The organism is Corallococcus sp. AB038B (genome assembly GCF_003668955.1).
Classification (GTDB): Bacteria; Myxococcota; Myxococcia; order Myxococcales; family Myxococcaceae; genus Corallococcus; species Corallococcus exiguus.
The window spans coordinates 803735-822556 of sequence record NZ_RAWO01000001.1 but is presented as its reverse complement, the minus strand read 5'-3'; the positions used below and the strand labels follow the sequence as shown (position 1 = coordinate 822556).

19 protein-coding genes are annotated in these 18822 nt (G+C 69.2%); 12 read left to right on the top strand and 7 right to left on the bottom strand.

Translation table 11 applies throughout. The annotated features are described in order from the left end of the window. Positions 1-10: 10 nt before the first annotated feature. Positions 11-865, top strand: coding sequence for a RimK family alpha-L-glutamate ligase (locus D7Y04_RS03525; protein ID WP_121758306.1), 855 nt, complete (start codon positions 11-13; stop codon positions 863-865). Between the two features lie 89 nt (positions 866-954). After that, positions 955-1494, top strand: a complete 540-nt coding sequence (locus tag D7Y04_RS03520) for an FHA domain-containing protein (RefSeq protein WP_121758305.1) — start codon at positions 955-957, stop codon at positions 1492-1494. Positions 1495-1563: 69 nt separating this feature from the next. On the opposite strand, the gene D7Y04_RS43955 is transcribed toward D7Y04_RS03520, so the two are convergent. Together D7Y04_RS43955 and D7Y04_RS03505 are read right to left on the bottom strand one after the other, a co-directional pair. Next, entirely contained in the window at positions 1564-2286 is a 723-nt protein-coding gene (locus D7Y04_RS43955; protein ID WP_147454776.1) for a tetratricopeptide repeat protein, read from the bottom strand. Further along, the gene (locus tag D7Y04_RS03505) at positions 2255-3784 is read right to left on the bottom strand and encodes a serine/threonine-protein kinase (protein ID WP_121758304.1); all 1530 of its coding nucleotides are present in this window, start codon (positions 3782-3784) and stop codon (positions 2255-2257) included. The genes D7Y04_RS43955 and D7Y04_RS03505 overlap by 32 nt, the downstream gene beginning before the upstream one ends. 420 nt (positions 3785-4204) lie before the next feature. Here D7Y04_RS03505 and D7Y04_RS03500 point away from each other — a divergent pair, with 420 nt between their 5' ends. The 3 genes from D7Y04_RS03500 (at position 4205) to D7Y04_RS03490 (ending at position 7225) form a co-directional block, all read left to right on the top strand. Beyond that, positions 4205-4642, top strand: a complete 438-nt coding sequence (locus D7Y04_RS03500) for a host attachment protein (protein WP_121758303.1) — start codon at positions 4205-4207, stop codon at positions 4640-4642. 77 nt (positions 4643-4719) lie between these two features. Beyond that, positions 4720-6612, top strand: a complete 1893-nt coding sequence (locus tag D7Y04_RS03495; RefSeq protein WP_121758302.1) for a methyl-accepting chemotaxis protein — start codon at positions 4720-4722, stop codon at positions 6610-6612. A 13-nt stretch (positions 6613-6625) separates the two neighbouring features. Continuing rightward, positions 6626-7225: an HAD family phosphatase gene (locus D7Y04_RS03490; protein WP_121758301.1), complete on the top strand. Its 600-nt coding sequence runs from the start codon at positions 6626-6628 to the stop codon at positions 7223-7225. Positions 7226-7410: 185 nt separating this feature from the next. Here the strand turns inward: D7Y04_RS03490 and D7Y04_RS43950 are convergent, their stop codons facing one another. Further along, entirely contained in the window at positions 7411-7746 is a 336-nt protein-coding gene (locus D7Y04_RS43950) for a hypothetical protein (protein WP_158627445.1), read from the bottom strand. A 36-nt stretch (positions 7747-7782) separates the two neighbouring features. On the opposite strand from D7Y04_RS43950, the gene D7Y04_RS46690 reads away from it, so the two are divergent. Together D7Y04_RS46690 and D7Y04_RS03480 are read left to right on the top strand one after the other, a co-directional pair. Further along, positions 7783-8103: a helix-turn-helix domain-containing protein gene (locus tag D7Y04_RS46690; protein ID WP_368666411.1), complete on the top strand. Its 321-nt coding sequence runs from the start codon at positions 7783-7785 to the stop codon at positions 8101-8103. Next, positions 8100-9332, top strand: coding sequence for a type II toxin-antitoxin system HipA family toxin (locus D7Y04_RS03480; protein ID WP_121758299.1), 1233 nt, complete (start codon positions 8100-8102; stop codon positions 9330-9332). The genes D7Y04_RS46690 and D7Y04_RS03480 overlap by 4 nt, the downstream gene beginning before the upstream one ends. Before the next feature lie 27 nt (positions 9333-9359). Here the strand turns inward: D7Y04_RS03480 and D7Y04_RS03475 are convergent, their stop codons facing one another. Then, on the bottom strand, positions 9360-10010 hold the full coding sequence (locus D7Y04_RS03475; RefSeq protein WP_120597267.1) for a glutathione S-transferase family protein: 651 nt from the start codon (positions 10008-10010) through the stop codon (positions 9360-9362). Positions 10011-10048: 38 nt separating this feature from the next. Further along, the gene (locus tag D7Y04_RS03470) at positions 10049-10660 is read right to left on the bottom strand and encodes an adenylate/guanylate cyclase domain-containing protein (protein ID WP_120597268.1); all 612 of its coding nucleotides are present in this window, start codon (positions 10658-10660) and stop codon (positions 10049-10051) included. Positions 10661-10965: 305 nt separating this feature from the next. On the opposite strand from D7Y04_RS03470, the gene D7Y04_RS03465 reads away from it, so the two are divergent. Next, positions 10966-11808: a hypothetical protein gene (locus tag D7Y04_RS03465; protein ID WP_121758298.1), complete on the top strand. Its 843-nt coding sequence runs from the start codon at positions 10966-10968 to the stop codon at positions 11806-11808. A gap of 53 nt (positions 11809-11861) precedes the next feature. Here the strand turns inward: D7Y04_RS03465 and D7Y04_RS03460 are convergent, their stop codons facing one another. Continuing rightward, positions 11862-13940 (bottom strand): S46 family peptidase, encoded by a 2079-nt coding sequence (locus tag D7Y04_RS03460; RefSeq protein WP_121758297.1) that lies wholly within the window; start codon positions 13938-13940, stop codon positions 11862-11864. Positions 13941-14069: 129 nt separating this feature from the next. On the opposite strand from D7Y04_RS03460, the gene D7Y04_RS03455 reads away from it, so the two are divergent. Both D7Y04_RS03455 and D7Y04_RS03450 read left to right on the top strand, forming a co-directional pair. After that, positions 14070-15212, top strand: a complete 1143-nt coding sequence (locus D7Y04_RS03455) for a triacylglycerol lipase (RefSeq protein WP_120597272.1) — start codon at positions 14070-14072, stop codon at positions 15210-15212. 10 nt (positions 15213-15222) lie between these two features. After that, positions 15223-16086 carry an N-acyl homoserine lactonase family protein gene (locus D7Y04_RS03450; protein WP_121758296.1) on the top strand — a complete coding sequence of 288 codons (864 nt, stop codon included), beginning with the start codon at positions 15223-15225 and terminating at the stop codon, positions 16084-16086. A gap of 3 nt (positions 16087-16089) precedes the next feature. Here the strand turns inward: D7Y04_RS03450 and D7Y04_RS03445 are convergent, their stop codons facing one another. Continuing rightward, the gene (locus tag D7Y04_RS03445; protein ID WP_167547800.1) at positions 16090-16620 is read right to left on the bottom strand and encodes a DUF4442 domain-containing protein; all 531 of its coding nucleotides are present in this window, start codon (positions 16618-16620) and stop codon (positions 16090-16092) included. Positions 16621-16660: 40 nt separating this feature from the next. On the opposite strand from D7Y04_RS03445, the gene D7Y04_RS03440 reads away from it, so the two are divergent. Both D7Y04_RS03440 and dps read left to right on the top strand, forming a co-directional pair. Beyond that, complete coding sequence (locus D7Y04_RS03440) at positions 16661-18031, top strand: FAD-dependent oxidoreductase (protein WP_121758295.1); 1371 nt, start codon at positions 16661-16663, stop codon at positions 18029-18031. A gap of 160 nt (positions 18032-18191) precedes the next feature. After that, positions 18192-18755: a DNA starvation/stationary phase protection protein Dps gene (dps, locus tag D7Y04_RS03435; RefSeq protein WP_121758294.1), complete on the top strand. Its 564-nt coding sequence runs from the start codon at positions 18192-18194 to the stop codon at positions 18753-18755. Positions 18756-18822: the final 67 nt, after the last annotated feature.

The following is an 18822-nucleotide window of genomic DNA, read 5'->3' as shown; positions in this document are numbered from 1 at the left end:
GCCCGCCGCCTTGGACATCGCCGTCATCACCTACGCCGGACTGCCTCGGATGAACCCGCTGGACGCGCCGCTGGTGCCCGCGCTGCAGGCGCTGGGCCTGGACGCACGGCCGGTCATCTGGGACGACCCCTCCGTGGATTGGAGCCGCGTCCGCGCGGCGGTGGTGCGCAACGCCTGGGACAGCCACCTGCGCCGCGAGGAGTTCCTCGCCTGGGCGGACCGCGTGGGCAGCGTCACGCGCCTGTTCAACCCGGCGGACGTGCTCCGGTGGAACACGCACAAGGGCTATCTGAAGACGCTGGAGGCGCGCGGGCTGCCGCTGACGCCCACCGTCTGGGTGCCGCCCGGCGGGACGCTGGACGTGGCGGCGACGGCGCGCGAGCGTGGCTGGGACGCGGTGGTGCTCAAGCCCGCGGTGGCGGCGGGCGGGCTCAAGGTCTTCATCGTCCGGCGCGAGCAGTGGGACGACGCGAGCGCGAAGGTGACGGAGCTGGCGAAGGAGGGCGACGTGATGGTGCAGCCCTACCTGCGCGCCTTCGAGACGGAGGGCGAGCGCTCGTACATCTTCTTCAACGGCGTCTTCAGCCACGCGGTGCGCCGCCCGCCCACGCTGACCACCGCGCCCCGGGGCTTCGCGGAGCCGCACGGCTTCACGCCGGACAACGCGGCGGAGCAGCAGCTGGCGCACGAGGTGATGGAGGCGTCCGGGGGCGCTCGGCTGTTGTACGCGCGCGTGGACGTGGCCACGGACAACGAAGGGCGCACCCGGCTGCAGGAGGTGGAGGTGACGGAGCCGTGCCTCTTCCTGCCCATGGACGCGGGCGCGGCGGAGCGGATGGCGAAGGCCGTCGTTGCCCGGTTGTAGCCTTTCGGGCGGGCCCATTCGCCCACTCGTGGACACCTGGGAAGCCGTCAGGGCGACGCGGAAGCGGCGGATGGGGTTATGAATGGGCCATGCGAGCCCTGTTGCTCTCGCTGCTCATCCGGCAGCACATGGCACTCAAAGAGAAGTTCAACGCCAAGTACCCGCACGCGTGGCTGGTGTGGGAGGCGGGCGCGTGGAACGTCCCCGAGGAACAGAACGTGGCGGCCACGCGGCTGCCCATGATGGACCTGCGCGACTGCCTGCCCGCGGGCGACGCGCTGTGCTTCGAGCTGATGGGGGTGGCGGACCGAGGCCCCCTGAAGCTGGGGCGCGCGTCGCACAACACCTTCGTGGTGAATGACGCCACGGTGTCGCGCGAGCAGTTCGCCCTGCACCCCACGCCGGACGGCGGCTGGAAGGTGGAGCGGCTGGCGCAGTCCCGGCCGGTGACGGTGAACGGCGAGGCGCTGGAGGCGGAACAACCGCGCCTCCTGAGCACGGGCGACGAGCTGAAGGTGGGCGACGTGCGACTCACCTTCCACGACGCCCCGTCGTTCCACGCGCGCATCGGCCGCATCGCCGCGCAGGTGCTGGCGCAGGCCGCCGCGCCGCCACCGCCGCAGCGCTGAGGCCCACGCGGCTGCATTGCCCGCGCCGCGGAAGCGTGTCGTGAACGTCCGGGCGGCGTTGGAAGCCGCCTACCGCCCCACGGTGCCGAGCGTCGTGTCCCGGGGATTCGGCGCCGTGGCGAGCCACACCGCGCCGCCCGCGAGCAGCGCCACCGCGCCCGCGCCCGCCCAGACGTACCAGCGGCGCGTCCACGGCTTGGAGGCGCCCGCCTCCGTCTTCACGGACGCGTCCGGCACCTGCATGGCCAGGGCTTCCGAGGCCCCGTTCTTCTCCCGCGCGGCGGACGGATTCGCGGCGAGCCTCGCCTCGTTGGCGCGCGCCTCCGCCAGCGCGGCCTGCTCCCGCGCCTTCTGGAGCTCGCGGTCCCTGGCGAAGCGCTCGCGCTCCCGGCGCTGCTCCTCCTGGACGCGCGCCTTCGCGTCCATCTCCGCGACGAGCTCGCGCACCACGTCCGCGTTGGCCGGCTCCCCTTGCGACAACGACAGGTAGCGCCGGTAGAAGAAGGACGCGCGCGACGGGTTGTTCAGCTGCCGGTGGCACTGCGCGATGTTGAAGAGGAACGCGGGCAGCGGCTTGAGGCGGTACGCCTCGCTGAAGGCCTTGAGCGCCCGGTCGAACTCGCCCAGGTCGTACGCCAGGTTGCCCTCGGAGAACTTCTCCCGCGCCTGGTCGTCCGCGGCGGTCGCCGTCGTCTCCGCCGCCACCGCCGGGAACGGCGTCCCGAGCGCGAGCGCGAGCGCCAGGCTCAGGGCCTTGGGCTCACTGCGACGCGAACGGATCAATGACCGCATCCCGGCTTCCTCCCTTGCGGCCCGGCGCACGCGCGGGGGCACGACGCGGCCCCGCGCTCGCCTTCACGAGCGGCACGGACAGCTCCGCGGCGGCGGCATCCTGCTTCAGCTCCACCGTCCGCTCCAGCGGAACGTAGCCCGCGAGCTCCACGCGCAGCTGCGGCGGCACGGTCTTCCGGCTCAGCGCCTTCGTCAGCGGCGTGACGCCCAGCTCCTCGCCGGTGTCCACGCGCACCACCTTCGCGCCCGGCGGCGACGAGTGCACCGTGAGCGTCACCGGATCCGCCGCGCCCACCACCGGCGTCCCCTCGGCGGCCAACTCCGTGACGGACGCCACCGCCACCGGAGTCTGCCCGGCATGGGAGGCGCGCATCGAGTGCAGCCCCTTCCACGTGGTGATGCCGGACACCAGCGCGAGCGCCGCCAACCCCACGGACACCTGGAGCCGCCGCGAGCGCAGCAGGCCTGGCACCCGCATGCGCAGGGTGGGCCGCTCCGCCTCCTCCACCAGCGCCTCCGTGCGCGGCTCCGGGGCCGGCGCGGTGGGCATCAGGAGCAGCGCCGTGGTGACCTCCGCCAGTTGCTGGGGCCGTCCTTCCGGCTCCTTCGCCAGGCAGCGCATCACCAGGGCCGCCAGCTCCGGCGGCACGCGCTCGCCCGAAGGCAGGTGCGACGGCAGCGGCGGCGGCGGCTGGGTGATGATCTGCACCACCAGCTGCCCGAAGGCAGACGCCTGGAAGGGCGGGTGGCCGGAGAGCATCTCGTAGAGGATGTTGCCCACCGCGTAGATGTCCGCGCGCCCGTCCACCGGCAGCCCCGCGGCTTGCTCCGGCGCCATGTACGCCGGCGTGCCGATGATGGTCCCGTCCAGCGTGCCGGTGAGGCTCACGCCCGTCTGCGTGGTGATGAGCTTCGCCACGCCGAAGTCCAACACCTTCACGAAGTCCCGCTGCCCGGAGCGCTGCGTGATGAAGAGGTTGTCCGGCTTGATGTCCCGGTGCACCACGCCCACCTGATGGGCCGCGCCCAGCGCCGCGCACACCTGCACGCCCATGCGCTGCACGCGCTCCAGCGTCAGCCCCTCTTCCTTCAGGAGCGCCGCCAGGCTCTGCCCGCGCAAGAGCTCCATCACGCAGTAGACGTGCCCGTTGGGCGACTCGTCCACGAAGTCGAAGACCTCCACGATGTGCTCGTGGTTGATCTGATTGACGGTGCGCGCCTCCTGGAAGAAGCGCTGCACGAACGAGCTGTCCCGCGCGTGCTCCGGCTTGAGCACCTTGAGCGCCACCTGGCGCCCCAGCCGCACGTGCCGCGCCTGGAAGACCCGGCCCATGGACCCTTCGCCCAGCAGCTTCTCCAGCTGGTAGTTGCCCAGCACCGCGCCTTCCTGCGCTTCCTGTCCGACCGGCGACATCACGACTGGCGCTCCGCCACCGTCGGTCACGGCGTCACCCGATTCGGACAGGACTGTGTGTGCGAGGAGGTCGTCGGTGCCCATGGGGGGATCAGGTTTCCATGCCGGGGCGACCCTGCAACCCACGGGAGGGCATCAATCGCGCGCGAAGCGGAAAAACTTTCGGCACGTGACGATTCACCCGCCGTGTACCGGATGGACGGGTGGCATGTACGGCGGCCACGCACCTTGAGTCCACGGACATTGAAATACTTCTCCATACAGCCCACTCCCGTCCAAATCCCCCAGCGCACGATGGTCGCCGCTTGGATGCGGCGGGTCAACGTGGGCGGAGGTCGTCAGGCACCGGGGGGCACGCAGAGTGTTCCCGTTCGTGTTGCCGCTGCGCGAAGGGGGCGGCGGGTGGGCCGCCTGGCCAGCGCGCGGAGGGGAGTCGGCTCGGTGGGGGAAGCTTGCCGGTGGGCGGGGGGGTCCGCATCCCTCAAGAGACAAGGAGGCGTGAAGATGGCGGACAAGAGGCTCTGGATCCTGGTGGCCAACGCGAGTCGCGCCCGGCTCTTCGCCACGGATGCGAAGGCGGAGAAGTGGGACCTCATCGAGCAGTTCCAGCATGACGAGAGCCGCACCAAGCCCGTCGAGCTGTTCAACCAGGCGGACAACCCCAACGCCGGCACGCTGCACGGCCCGGTGCCGGAGAACGACCCGAACGGCCGCAGGGAGCTGGAGCACGAGCGCTTCGCCCGGGAGCTGTCCGGGCGCCTGGACAAGGGGGTGGACTCGCACGCGTTCGACCAGCTGGTCATCGCGGCGCCGCCGGCCTTCCTGGGCATGCTCCGGGGGCTGCTCAGCACGCGCGTGAGGCAGCGGGTGCGGCTGGACCTGGACGCGGACTACTCCAGCCTGCCCGCGAGGGACCTGCCTGACCGGGTGCCCGTGCTGTAGGCGGCCAGCCGGACAGGGGGTTCGGGACCCGGGTTCTGGTATAGGAATCCGGGTCCTCTCCTTCGCGCCGGCGTGCCATGCCTTCTTTCAAACTGCCGTCCCTGACGCTGCGTGGGCGGCTGCTGCTGTACATGACCCTGGTGTCTTGCGTGCCGCTGCTGGCACTGACCGGCATGCAGGACAAGCTGATGCGCCAGCAGACGGAGGCGCAGATCAACACCTCCCTGCGCATGGAGGCGGAAGGGTTCAAGGACCTGCTGGAGTCCACCCTGGCGGAGCGCGAGGCGAGCGCTCACAGCTGGGCGGAGGATCCGGTCCTGCGCCAGGCGCTGCGCACGAAGGACCCCACCGCGAGCGACGCGATGCTGTCGCTGCTGCAGCGGCGCTACCTCACCCTCAACGGCATCGTGCTCTTCAGCGACGACGGCGCGGCGGTCTCCGCCAGCACGCCCGCACTGCGCGAGGCCTACGCCGGGAGCGCGGAAACGGTGCGCAAGGCGCCGTGGTTCCAGAAGGCGCAGGCCGGCACCACCACCGCCGAGGGCGTGGAGGCCGAAGACCCCATCTACAGCGTGCACGTGCTGCCGCTGGCGGTGCCGGTGATGGACGAGCGAGGCCAGCGGCTGGGCGTGCTGCTCGCCGCGTTCGACTGGGGCCAGGTGGGAGAATTGGTGAAGCCCGCGCTCACCCGCGCCCAGCACCGCGGCCACACCAGCTTCTCGCTGGAGGTCCGGGGCGCGGACGGCCGCACGCTGTTCGACACGCGCAAGGGCGAGCACGACGACTCGGGCCGCGTGGCGGTGGTCGCGGTGAACGGCTCGGAGGTGCGCGACGTGGGGGACGGGTGGAAGTTCATCGCCCAGGTGGACCCCGCGGAGGCCTACGCGCCCCTCAACGAGATGCGCCGGCTGGTGCTGGGGTTGGCGGCCCTCTTCGTGGCGTCGGTGGGCCTGGGCTCGTGGGTGCTGGCGCGCGGCATCACCCGGCCGCTGCGCGCGCTCGGTGAGGTGGTCCGCCGCGTGGTGAAGGAGGGCGACCTCACGCAGGAGATGGAGGTGAAGGCGGGGCGGGACGAGGTGGGCGAGCTGACGCAGGCCTTCGCGCAGATGATGAAGAACCTGCGCGAGACGGCCACCAGCCTCCAGGAGGGCACGCACGTCCTCAGCGAGACCGTGGCGGAGCTGAACCTCGCCTCCGAGGTCCAGGAGCGCAACGTGGCCCGTCAGGCCGCCGCGCTCCAGGAGACGCAGGTGACGGCGCAGGAGATCAAGCAGACGTCGCTGCTGGCCGCGGAGAAGGCGGAGACGGTGCTGGGCGTGGCGTCGCGCGCGGAGGAGGTGGGCCGCGCGGGCGAGGTCGCCATCCGCGACAGCCTGGGTGGCTTCCAGGGGCTGCACGAGCAGTCCGGGGAGATGGCCATGCGCATCGTGCAGCTCAACGAGCGCACGCAGCAGATTGGCGGCATCACCCAGACGGTGAAGGACCTGGCGGACCAGTCCAACATGCTCGCGCTCAACGCGGCCATCGAGGCGGTGCGCTCCGGCGAGCACGGCAAGGGCTTCAGCGTGGTGGCGCGTGAAATCCGCAACCTGGCGGACCAGTCCATCCAGGCCACGGAGAAGGTGCGCGACATCCTGGGGGACCTGGGCCACGCCATCATCTCCACGGCGAAGATGACGGAGCAGAGCCACTCCAGCGTCGCGGAAGGACTGGAGCAGGTGCGCACCAGCGGCGAGCACCTGAAGGAGCTGGCCACCATCGTCCAGGACAACGCCGCGGCGGCGCGGCAGATCGCCGGAGCGGTGAACCAGCAGAATGCGGGCATCGCGCAGATCTTCAGCGCTGTGACGGATTTGTCCTCCATGATGACGGAGACGCAGACCAGCCTGAAATCCACCACCGGCGCGGCGAAGCGGCTGCAGGAAGTCGCCAGCCAGATGGAAGGCGTCGCGCGCGCCTACCGCATCTGAAACAGGAGTCACCGTGTCCGCCGTGAAGGCCGTGTTGCTGGACCTGGGCAACGTGCTGGTGTTCCACGACAACTCGCTGCTCTTCGCGAGGCTCGCGGCGCGGGCGGGGTTGGAGCCGCAGGAAGCCGCGAGGCGGCTCACCGGCGCGGGCTGGACGGCGGCGAACCGGGGCCTGCTGGACGCGGAGGGCATCCGCAAGGACGTCTGCGGCGCGCTGGGCGTGGACCTGCCCATGGAAGAGTTCGCGCCCATGTGGAGCAGCCACTTCAAGGTGCACGACGCGGTGCTGCCGCGAGTGGAGGGGCTGGTCGGGAGGGTGAAGTTGGTGCTGGTGTCCAACACCAACGCGCTGCACGTGGCCTACCTGAAGCCCCTGCTGCCCGTACTCCAGCGCTTCGACGCGCTGGTGATGAGCTGCGAGGTGGGGCACGTGAAGCCGGAGCCGGCCATCTACCAGCTCGCGCTCCAGAAGGCGGGCTGCGCGCCGCAAGAGGCCGCCTTCTTCGACGACCTGCCGGAGTTCGTGGACGCGGCCCGCACGCTGGGACTGCGCGGGTACGTCTTCACGGATGCCCCTGCGTTCGACGCGCAGCTGAAGTCGCTGGGGCTATGAGCCCCGAAGCGGATGGGTTCAGAGCCCATCCGATCGCATGGGTATCGACATGACGGATGGTCAAGTCAGCATGTCCCCAGCACGGAATCCATGCGATCACATGGGTATCGACATGACGGATGGTCAAGTCAGCATGCTCCGACATGAAATCTATGCGATCGCATAGATGTTGACATGACGAATGGTCAAGTCAGCATGCTCCACCATGGAATCCATGCGATCACATGGGTATCGACGTGACGGATGGTCAAGTCAGCATGTCCCCAGCATGAAATCCATGCGATCACATGGGTATCGACGTGACGGATGGTCAAGTCAGCATGTCCCCAGCATGAAATCCATGCGATCACATGGGTATCGACATGACGAATGGTCAAGTCAGCATGTCCCCAGCATGAAATCCATGCGATCACATGGGTATCGACATGACGAATGGTCAAGTCAGCATGTCCCCAGCACGGAATCCATGCGATCACATGGGTATCGACATGACGGATGGTCAAGTCAGCATGCTCCGACATGAAATCCATGCGATCGCATAGATGTTGACATGACGAATGGTCAAGTCAGCATGCTCCACCATGGAATCCATGCGATCACATGGGTTTCAAGAGCCTGTACCTATGGATCAAAGTAAAGCCTCTTGGCTCCAGTCCCTCGCAGATTCCGTTAGGACCCAACGCACGAAGCTTGGGTTGACCCAACAAGAACTCAGCGTCCTGGCTGGGTGTGGACCAGTCTTCATTTATGACGTTGAGAATGGCAGGAAGGCAACCTTGCGCCTGGACAAGCTCCTGGATGTCCTCCATGTGCTGGGACTCCGTCTGGTGATTGAGCCAGTCCAACGACGCCTGCAGGCGAGCGATCGCACGTCATGACTCGCCCGACTGATGTAGAGGTCGCCGAGGTTTGGCGTGAATCCACCCACGTGGGCTCCATCACCCGAACAGCTCACGGCTCTTTCTTTGAGTACTCGGCGGACTTCTTCGAACAAAACAAGGCCATGCCCGGTGGTATCGCTGTTCACTTGCCCTATTCGAGGCTCCGCACCGAAACCCTCGGAACCAACCTCCATACTTACTTCGCAGGGCTCCTTCCCGAAGGACTGCGCATGCGGGTCCTCCTTGAGCGCACCAAGACGTCTGAGGACGACCTACTTAGCCTGCTGATGGCAGCGGGGGCCGATACCGTTGGGGACCTGTCCATCATTCCCCGTGGACAACCCCTCCCTGAACCAGCGCACCAAGGAGAGAAATGGAAGCCTGAGTCCGTTCTCTTCTCCGACCTCTTTGCGAAGAGTCTTCCCCTCACGGGAACAGAAAGCACCGAGCCGACGATCCCTGGCGTCCAGGAGAAGATCTCTGCGTCCACAATCTCCTTTCCGGTCTCCACGTCGGGACAGTCTGACTACATCCTGAAGCTCAACCCACGAGACAAGCCCGAGCTCGTGCGCAACGAGCACTTTTTCATGGGCATGGCGAAGCAGTGCGGCCTGCGTGTCGCCACCACAAGGCTCGTCCATGACCGCGATAGGAACGACGGGCTGCTAGTCGCACGCTTCGATCGCAGCTGGCTGAAGGCCGAGCGACGCCTTAGACGCGTCCACCAGGAGGATGCCTGTCAGTTCTTGGATCGCTATCCCAGTGACAAGTATCGCCTAACGTGCGCGGCTATCGCCGAGGGCCTGCGCGAGCACTGCGCCGCGCCCGTTCCCGAGATTGCGCGCTTCCTGCAGCTCGTGGCGTTCAGCTACCTGATTGGAAACGGTGACCTGCACGCCAAGAACGTGAGCATCCTGGCGGATGGCCCTGATGATGGCTTCCGTTTGTCGCCCGCCTATGACCTGCTCACCACTCTGCCCTACGGCGATCAGCGCATGGCCCTGAAGTTCGAGGGGCGCGACGACAACCTCCGGCGCGCCTACTTCATCGCTTTTGGCGAGCGCTATGGCGTGAACGCGAAGGCCGTCAGCGCTATGCTCGACAAGATGTGCGTCAGCGCGGAGCCCTGGCTGGAGCGCCTGGAAGAAATCGGTTTCGACACGCGCGGCACGACCTTCCTGCGACGAACGATGCACAAGCGCCTGGGCGAGCTCCGCGCTGCATAACGCCCTCCGCCAGCAGGGCCTCCCAGCCTACCGGTAGCGAGCGAGCGGCGGCTCACCGTGGGCGGCCTCCGTCCACTTGAGCATCGCGGGCAGGCCCAGCACCGCATCGCGGTACGCGGCGATCTCCGGGCGGAACGGGATGCCGTAGGTGACGAAGCGGGTGATGACGGGCGCGAAGAACGCGTCCGCGATGGTGAAGGCGCCGAAGAGGAAGGGCCCGCCCTTTCCGTAGCGCTCGCGGCAACCCACCCACAGCGCCTGGATGCGCGCGATATCCGCGTGCACGCCCGGCGCGTCCACTCCCGGCACCGTCTTTCGCGCCAGGAGGTCCATGGGCAGGTTCGTGCGCAGCGCCGTGAAGCCCGAGTGCATCTCCGACGTCACCGAGCGCGCCATCGCGCGCATCGCGCTGTCCTGCGGCCAAAGCTTCGCTTCCGGGAAGGCCTCCGCCAGGTACTCGCAGATGGACAGCGAATCCCACACCACCGTGTCGCCGTGCTTGAGCACCGGCACCCGGCCGCTGGGCGAATGCAGCGCGATGAGTGCCGCCGTCTCCGGCGTGTCCAGCGGCACCAGCACCTCCCGGAACGGCTGGCCGGTGTGGGCCAGGGCCAGGTAGGGGCGCAGCGACCACGAGGAGTAGTTCTTGGAACCAACAACCAGGGTGAGCTCGGACATGGCGCGGCACCATACCGCCGCGCGTCCGGCAGTCAGCTTCAACCGTCCGCGCGCTCGCGCTTACGGCCCAGCAGTGAACGCACGCGCGACATGAGCGCCCGCTCGCCGCGGCCCTCCACCGGCGAGTCGATGCGGAACACCGCCACCGGCAGCCGGATGTTCTTCAATTCGTTGCGGCCCAGCTTCACGGGAGGCGCCGTCAGCCGTCCCTCCAACTGCGCGGCCAGCGTCTCGCTGACGTAGACCGTGCCAGGACGCGCCAGGGACTCGATGCGGGCCGCCAGGTTGACACCCTCGCCGAAGATGTCGCCGTCGCGGTGCACCACCATGCCCAGGTGCGCGCCCGCGCGGACGGACATCCGACGCTCGGTGGGCACGGCGCGGTTGCGGGCATCCACGGCGGCGCGCCACTCCAGCGCGAAGGCCACCGCGGGCGGGCCCGACTCGAACTCCAGGAGGAAGCCGCCCTCCTCCATCCGCTTCACTTCGCGGCCACCGTGGCGAGCGAGCAGTCCTCGCACCAGTTGGCCCTGCTCTTCATGCAGCGCTTGTTGTAGCGACTCATCCCGCCAGCGTTGACCTGCAGGGGCCTCCATGTCCGTGAACATGATGGCCGACATCGTCCGGGGCTCCGGGGCCTCCACCACCATCGTGCATCCTCCCTCCCCCCGGCGTGAGACGACCGTGATGCTACCGCACGTCGGGCGCCGACTCCCAACCACCCCGGGAAGGCGCCCGGACGGAGACGTTCCGGGGAACGCAACCGTGCGAAGACAGAGGCGGATTCAAGTCCGCATCCCCAAGGTAGCGACTTCCTGACGCGACGCACCAAGCACCCGGGAGGTTCTGGACCGGGGTTGTCCTGCACCCGACGCGTCGCGGTGGGAGACGTCCAGTGCGAGTCAGGTGATGGGCGCGAGCCACGTCCGCGCCGGTCACGAAAGGCCCACGCGCGATGATCCACTCAGACGAGAAGATCCGGCAGATGGCGCGCTCGCTGTTGCCGTCGAAGCACCGGAAGCAATCGCGCAAGGCGCGCAAGCACATCCACCGCGTGGCCCGCAATGAGGCCCGCCAGGAGCTGGCGATGTGGCTGCGGTGCAACGACCTGGAGGCGGACGTGCCTCCCTGCGCGCCGTGGGAGGACACGGCCATCCGCCAGCAGGTGTACTGGCGGCAGGGCGGTGACAAGGTGAATCCCTTCATCCGCTGGGCCACCGCGCGCACGCGCCACATGCCGCGCGAGGCCCGCGCCGGCTACATCCGGGGCCTGCTGCCCAGGAGCGTCATCGGCGAGCACGCGCTGGGCCACTTGGAGCGCACGCCCGCGTTCGAGGATCCCACCGAGAAGGCGTGGCGCAATCGCTACTGGCTGCACAAGCAGGCGCGGCGCAAGGGGGCACTGTTGGATCGAGGTGAGCAGGCGCGACTTCTGCGCGCGCTCATCCAGGAGCCCGACGGCCAACGCACCTTCAACCGCTTCCTGCGAGAACGCCACGCCTGTGCATCCGCGCCGCGCAACCAGGGGTCCTGGCCCGGGAAGGGACTTCCGCCGCACCGGCCGCTCCTGGGCCTGCATGACGTGCTTCCCTTCCTGGACACCCTGACGCGGCATCCCTGGGGCAACGCCGTCCGCACCTGGGGACAGCAGGAACCGCCAGCGCACTGGGTGCGGCTGTTCCTCCAGCGCTTCAAGGCGCACCGGGGCCACATCCCGTCGGTGCGCGCCGCGCTGGAGGCGGAGGGCCTGCTGGAGCGCGCCGAAAAGGCCCGGCTCTGGAATCCCCCGGGACGCTGAGCCGTCCCGAACCTGTCCGACGGTCGGACAGGTTCAGGACCGCGTCAACGCCCTCAGCGAGCCGGAGCCGCGGACGCGGCCTGCGCGCCCTTCAGCTCATTGACGACGCGAGTGGCGCCGTACACGTGCTCCAGCGCGGCCATGATGCCGTCGCCGTGCACCGCCACCGCGCGGTTCGTCTCCGGCACGTAGAGGTAGCGGCCTCCCAGCGACGGCAGGTTGCCGTCGAAGATGAGCCCCACCACCTGCCCGTCCCGGTTCACCACCGGTGAGCCAGAGTTGCCGCCGATGATGTCGTTGGTCGTCGCCATGTCCAGCGGCGTCGCGTCCGGCACCTTCCCCTTCGCCTTCACCCACGGCGCCGGCAACTTGAAGGGCTCCTTGCCCGTGTCGCGCCCGTAAGCACCCCCGAACGTGGTCAGCGCGGGCACGGCCTTGCCGTTGTCATCCCAGCCCTTCACCTGCCCGGAGTTGAGCCGCAGCGTGAACGTCGCGTCCGGAGCGCCCGCCGTGCCGTTCACCAGCAGGTACGCCTTCGCCAGCCGCTCACCGTTGCGCTTGAGCACCGCCTCCACCGTGTCCTCGTAGCGCTTGCGCGACGCGCGCGTCTCCGCATCCACCTTGCGTGCCAGGACGATCATCGGATCCTTCGACGCGTCCACCGCCGCCTTGCCGCCGTCCAGCAGCGCCTTGCGCACCTTCACGTCGCCCAGCTTGGAGCCCTTCACCAGCGCCTTCGCCAGGTCCGCCGGGGCCTCCTTCTCCAGCACCAGGCGCACGAACGGATCATCCGCGCCCAGCGTCTCGCGCAGCTTGTTGAAGCCGAACGTCAGCGTCAGCGTCTCCAGCTCCGCCGGGATGGGCGCTTCCCGCAGCAGCCGCTGCTTCAGCGCCGGCAGCTGGCCGTCCGTGTACTCGCGCAGGCGCTCCGCGTTGGCCTTGGGCAACTCATCCGCCGCGCGCACCAGCGCCTGGGCGTAGGAGAACAGGTCGGAGCGGAACGCATCCCCCGCGCCCTTCATGCGGTGGTCGTTCGTCATCCGGCGCCACGCGTCCAGCGCCTGCGCCGTCTCGTCCCACATGCCCTGCGTCAGCGCCTTGGCCTGGGGGTTCGCGTCGATGCGCTTGCGCAGCTCCGCCTCTTCCTGCCGCTTGCGCGCGAGGACCGCGGGGTCCGCCAGCGTCTCCTGCCGGCCCTTCAGCGCCTTCAGTCCGTTCTCCACGCCGCGCAGGCTGGAGCGCGCCACGCGGAAGCGCTCCGGCGACGCGCTGGTGAACTCGCGCAGCGCGCCCCGCATCTCCGACAGCTGGAGCAGCGTCTGGGGCAGCGCCACGTCGCGCTGGAACTCCAGCTCCGCCACCGTGCTCTTGCGCTCCGTGCCGCCCGGATGGCCGGAGACGAAGACGAGGTCCCCCTCCTTCGCGCCCTCCTTGGCCCACGGCAGATAGTCCGGGCTCTTGGCCGGCGCGTCGTCCTGCCACACGCGCACGAAGGACACGTCGTAGCCGTAGCGTGGGAAGTTGAAGTTGTCCGCGTCCCCGCCGAACGCCGCCATGGAGAACTCGGGCGCGAAGACGAGCCGCACGTCCTGGAAGCGGCGGTACTTGTAGAGCTGGTACTTGCCGCCGTTGTAGAGCGTCACCACGTCGCACCGCACGTCCGCGCCGGTGGTGCACGCGGACTCCACCGCGGCCATCTCCTTCTTGAGCGCGGTGTTGAAGGCCGCGCCGGACAGGCTCTTCGTCGCCGCGTTCATCCGCTCGGTGACGTCCGTCATCTCCACCAGTTGGTTGGCTTCGACCTTGGGACAGCGCCGCTCCTCCTTCGCCGTCTTCGCCTGGAAGCCCTTCGCCAGCAGGTCGTCCTTCGCGGTCGTCAGCTCTTCGATACAGCTGCGCACGCAGTGGTGGTTCGTCATCACCAGGCCGTCCGGCGACACGAAGCTGGCGGAGCAGCCTCCCGCGAGCCGCACGGAGCCCAGGCGCACCTTGTCCAGCCACGCCTGGGTCGGCTCGAAGCCGTAGGCCTTCTTCACCTGCGCGGCGGGAAAGGCATCGTAGGTCCACATGCCCTCTTCCGCCGCGGCGGGGAGGGACGACAGCAGGCCAAGCGCGAGCAGTCTGCGGTACACGGGGAGTCTTCCTTCGTGGGTAGGGGAAACGGGCGACCGTTTTGTCAATGCGTCCGGGCGCGCGTCAACCCCGTGGGACGCCGGGTATTCCAAGCCCATCCGGGGAGCGTGGGGTATGATGGGCGACCCATGTCCGTGAAGCACCACGTCTACCTCGTCCCTGGTTTCTTCGGCTTCACCAACCTGGGCGAGCTCCTCTACTTCGGCCACGCGTACGAGTTCCTGAAGCAGGACCTCGCCCGCCGGGGAATCGACGCGGAGGTGGTGACGATCGTCTCGCACCCCACTGCCTCCATCCGCCAGCGCACCGCGGACCTGCTCAAGGCCGTGAGCGAGACGGCCTCCGGGGACGACGGCCCCATCCACCTGGTGGGCCACTCCACCGGCGGACTGGACGCCCGCCTGTTCGTCTCCCCCGGCGCGCAGGTGTCGGACGTGCTGGAGCTGGAGCCCTTCGCACGCCGCGTGCGCTCCGTGGTGACGCTGTCCGCGCCCCACGCGGGCACGCCGCTGGCCACGTTCTTCCTGGGCCTCTTCGGCCAGCAGCTCTTGAAGCTGTTGTCGCTGTTCACCATGTACGTGCTGCGCTTTGGCCGGCTGCCACTGAGCGTGGTGTTCCGCTTCGGGCACCTGATGGCGCGGGCGGATGATCAGCTGGGGTGGAAGGCCACGCTGCTGGATCAGCTCTTCGACCAGCTCCTGGGCGACTTCTCCAGCGAGCGGCGCGACGCGGTGACGAAGTTCCTGTGGGACGTGGGCCGTGACACGTCGCTCATCCCCCAGCTCACGCCGGAGGGCATCGACCTGTTCAACGGCGGCACGCATGACCGGCCCGGCGTGCGCTACGGCTCCGTGGTGACGCAGGCCCGGCCGCCGTCCCTGCGCACGCGGTTGGCCGCGGGCCTGGATCCGTACGCGCAGCTCACGCACACCATCTACGCGTTCGTGTACGGCAAGACGCAGAAGATGCCGCTCACGCAGCTGCCCCTTCACACGCCCGCGCAGACGGCGGCGCTGGTGCAGGCCTATGGCGCCATGCCCGGCCCCACCGCGTGTGACGGCATCGTGCCCACGCGCTCGCAGGTGTACGGCCGCGTGCTGGCGGCGGTGCGCGCGGACCACCTGGATGCCATTGGCCACTTCGACCAGCCAGCGCACCAGCCCCCGCACGTGGACTGGCTCATCTCCGGCTCCGGCTTCCGCCGCCCCCAGTTCGAGGCGATGTGGAAGACCATTGGCGACTTCCTGATGGAAGATGAAGCAACGCGCTAGCTTCCGCCCCATGAAGACCCTTCGCCTGTGGTCCGCCTGTCTCGCGCTCACCGCCTGCGCCAGCACGAACCCCGCTTCGCGGACCTCCACGGCCGCCCCCGGCGTGAAGCTCTACGCCATCCACTGCGGCCGCGTGGAGCTTGGCGACTCCGGCTTCATGGCGGACGACGGTTCGATGAAGGGCGTGCCCGCCGAGACCGTCGTTCCGTGTTACCTGATCCGCCATCCGAAGGGAGACCTGCTCTGGGACAGCGGCCTCTCCGAAAGCATCGCGGACATGCCGGACGGCATGCGTCCGCAAGGCCAGCCCGTGCACTTCGAGGTGAAGAAGAAGCTCACCGCCTCGCTCGGCGAGCTGGGGCTCTCCCCCGCCGACATCGAGTTCGTGTCGTTCTCCCACCTGCACTTCGACCACGCAGGCAACGCCAACCTGTTCGCGGGCTCGACGTGGATCGTGGACGCGGAAGAGCGTGACAGCGCCTTCTCCGAACAGGCCCACCGGCGCGGAGAGGTCCCCCACTACAGCGCCCTGGAACAGGCGAAGACCGTGCGCATCGAGGGCGACGCCCCCTACGACGTGTTCGGCGATGGCACCGTCTCCATCCACCAGGCGCCCGGGCACACGCCCGGCCATACCGTGCTGCTGGTGAAGACGGCGAAGTCCGGCGCCGTCCTGCTGACCGGCGACCTGTGGCCGCTGCGAGAGTCCCGCGAGCGGCAGCTGGTGCCGGTCTACAACGCCAGCCGCGAACAGACGCTGGAGTCCATGAAGCGCGTGGAGGCGCTGGCGAAGGACACCCACGCCCGGGTCATCCGCGAGCACGTGCCCGAGGACTTCGCCGCGCTGCCCGCGTTCCCCACGCCGCTGGAGTAGGCCCTACCCGCGCTTGAACACGGCCAGGAAGCGCGATTCGGCGACGCACTGGCCGTCGGTGCCCAGCAGGCGCACCGGAATCCACGCCTCCGCCTTGTCGCCCGTCGCGCGCAGCTCCGACGCGAGCTTCTGAAGCAGCTCATCCCCCGGCTCACACACCGCGCTCACCGCCGTCTTTGCCTTCGCGTGGAAGGCGACCTCCATGCGGTTGACCAGCATCTTGTATTGGCTGGGCGGGAAGCGGCGGAAGAGCATCACGCCCATCGTCAGCTCCATCACCGTCACCTGGGCGCCCAGGTACACGCTGCCCACGTGGTTCTTCGTCTTGCGGTTCAGCGGCACCGTCGCCTTCACGCGCGCGTCCGTCACCTCATCCACGCGGTAGCCCATGGCCGCCGCCAACGGGACGATGTTCTTCACCGCCAACGTCGTCAGCGCGTTCGCCGCGCCCGGCGACACCTGCCGCACCTTCTCCACCATCTCCAACGCGAACATCCGGTCCTCCACCCTTCCCTGCTGACGTCCCGCGCGCATCCTAGCCACCCAGCGCTTCCGGCATAGAGTCCGCGGACCTATGGGTGATAGCGCGGACGTGGTCGTCATCGGCGCGGGCGTCGCGGGACTCACCGCGGCCCGGGACATCGCTCGCACCGGCGCCACCGTCGCCGTGCTGGAGGCGCGAGACCGCGTGGGCGGCCGCACCCTCACCCGCGAGCTGGGCGGCGGACTCGTGGACCTGGGCGGTCAGTGGGTGGGCCCCAAGCAGCGCCACGTGCTCAAGCTCGCGGATGGCCTGGGCCTCCAGCGCTTCCCCCAGCACCATCAGGGCACCAAGGTGCTGGAGCTTCGCGGCGAGCGCCGCACGTATCAGGGCAAGGTCCCGTCCCTGCCCCTCCTGTCGCTGTTGGACTTGCAGCGCATCATCTGGAAGCTGGATGGACTGGCGAAGCGCGTCCCTCGTGAGAAGCCCGCCGCCGCGCTGAAGGCCGTCGAGTGGGACGCCCTCACCGTGGAGGACTGGAAGCAGCGCCACGTGCCCACCTGGGGCGCCCGTGCCGCGCTGGACATCGCCACCCGCGCGGTGTTCGCGGCCGAGCCTTCCGAGTTGTCCTTCCTGCACTTCCTCTCCTACGTGCACTCCAACGGCGGCCTCATGCCGCTCACCGAAATCGAGGGCGGCGCCCAGGCGGAGCGCTTCGTGGACGGGGCGCAATCCCTCTCACGGCGGCTGGCGGAAGGACTGCCCGAGGGCCGCGTCGTCCTCTCCGCGCCCGTGAAGGCCCTGCTCCAGGACGCTCGCGGCGTCACCGCCACCACGGAGGATGGCCGGACCTTCCGCGCTCGCTACGCGGTGGTGGCCACTCCGCCCGCGCTCGCGGAGCGCATCGACTTTGGCGCGGACCTGCCGCCGGGCCGCCGCCGCGCGCACGCGGACATCCCCATGGGCAGCGTCATCAAGGTCGTGGCCACCTACGCCACGCCCTTCTGGCGCGAAGCGGGCCTGTCCGGCGAGGCCGTCAGCGACGCGGGCCCGGTGCGCCTGTGCTTCGATGACTGCGGCCCGCACGGCCACCACCCCGCGCTCGTGGGCTTCTTCCTGGGCGACACCGCGCGCGCGTGGACCGGCCGCCCCGAGCAAGACATCCACCGCGCGGCGCTCGCGGACTTCGCACGCTTCTTCGGCCCCCAGGCCCTGTCGCCCGTGGCCATCGCGGCGCTGGACTGGAAGCAGGAGGCGTTCAGCACCGGCTGCTACGTGGGCCTCCCCCGCCCCGGCACCCTCACCGCCATTGGCGACGCGCTGCGGGCGCCGTTCGGCCGCGTGCACTGGGCGGGCACCGAGACGGCCATCGAAGGCTGTGGTTACCTGGACGGCGCGGTGGAGTCCGGCGAGCGCGCCGCCACGGAGGTCGCCGCCCGGCTGACCGCCCCCGACGTGGGCTGATCCACGCCGCCCGGCCGCCCGCCCTTCGAGCCAGCCGGGCGGCCAGGCGAAATATGCCGCGCCATGGCCAAGGGCACGGCCCATCCCCACCCTGTGGGAAGCGCCGAGACGTCATGCCGACGGCCTGCCGCGCGCACCCCACCAGCGAGGGACCAGGACCATGTACACGACCAGCCACGTGAACCTTCCCCAGGACGCGCGCGAAGAGCTCATCGACATGCTCAACACGCTGCTCGCCAACGCCGTCGACCTGCACTGGCAGGTGAAGCAGGCCCACTGGAACATCCGCGGCACGCACTTCTACAGCCGCCACCTGCTCTTCGACGAAGTGGCCAAGCACGCGCGCAAGCACGCGGACTCCTACGCCGAGCGTGCGGGCGCGCTGGGCGGCTACGCCCAGGGCACCATCCGCCTGGCCACCAACAACAGCCAGCTGCCCGAATACGACCTGCAGGCCGTGGACGGCGAGGCCCACATCCGCGCGCTGGTCGAGCGCGTGGGCCGCTACGCCGCCAGCCTCCGCGACGGCATCAACAAGTCCGACGAGGTGAACGACCCCGTCACCGCGGACATCCTCACCCAGACCCTGGGCGAGACCGAGGAGGACCTCTGGTTCCTGGAGAGCCACCTCAACGGCGACGCGCGCGCGGGCGCCACCATGCCCCCCAAGGGCGGCAACCGCCGGGGCCGTCAGGCCGAGGACATCAGCCAGGCCTCCACCTGACGCCTGACGCCACCCGCCGCCGCCTCCCTGGCAGGTTCTCCTGCGCGGGGAAGGCGGGGAGCGTATA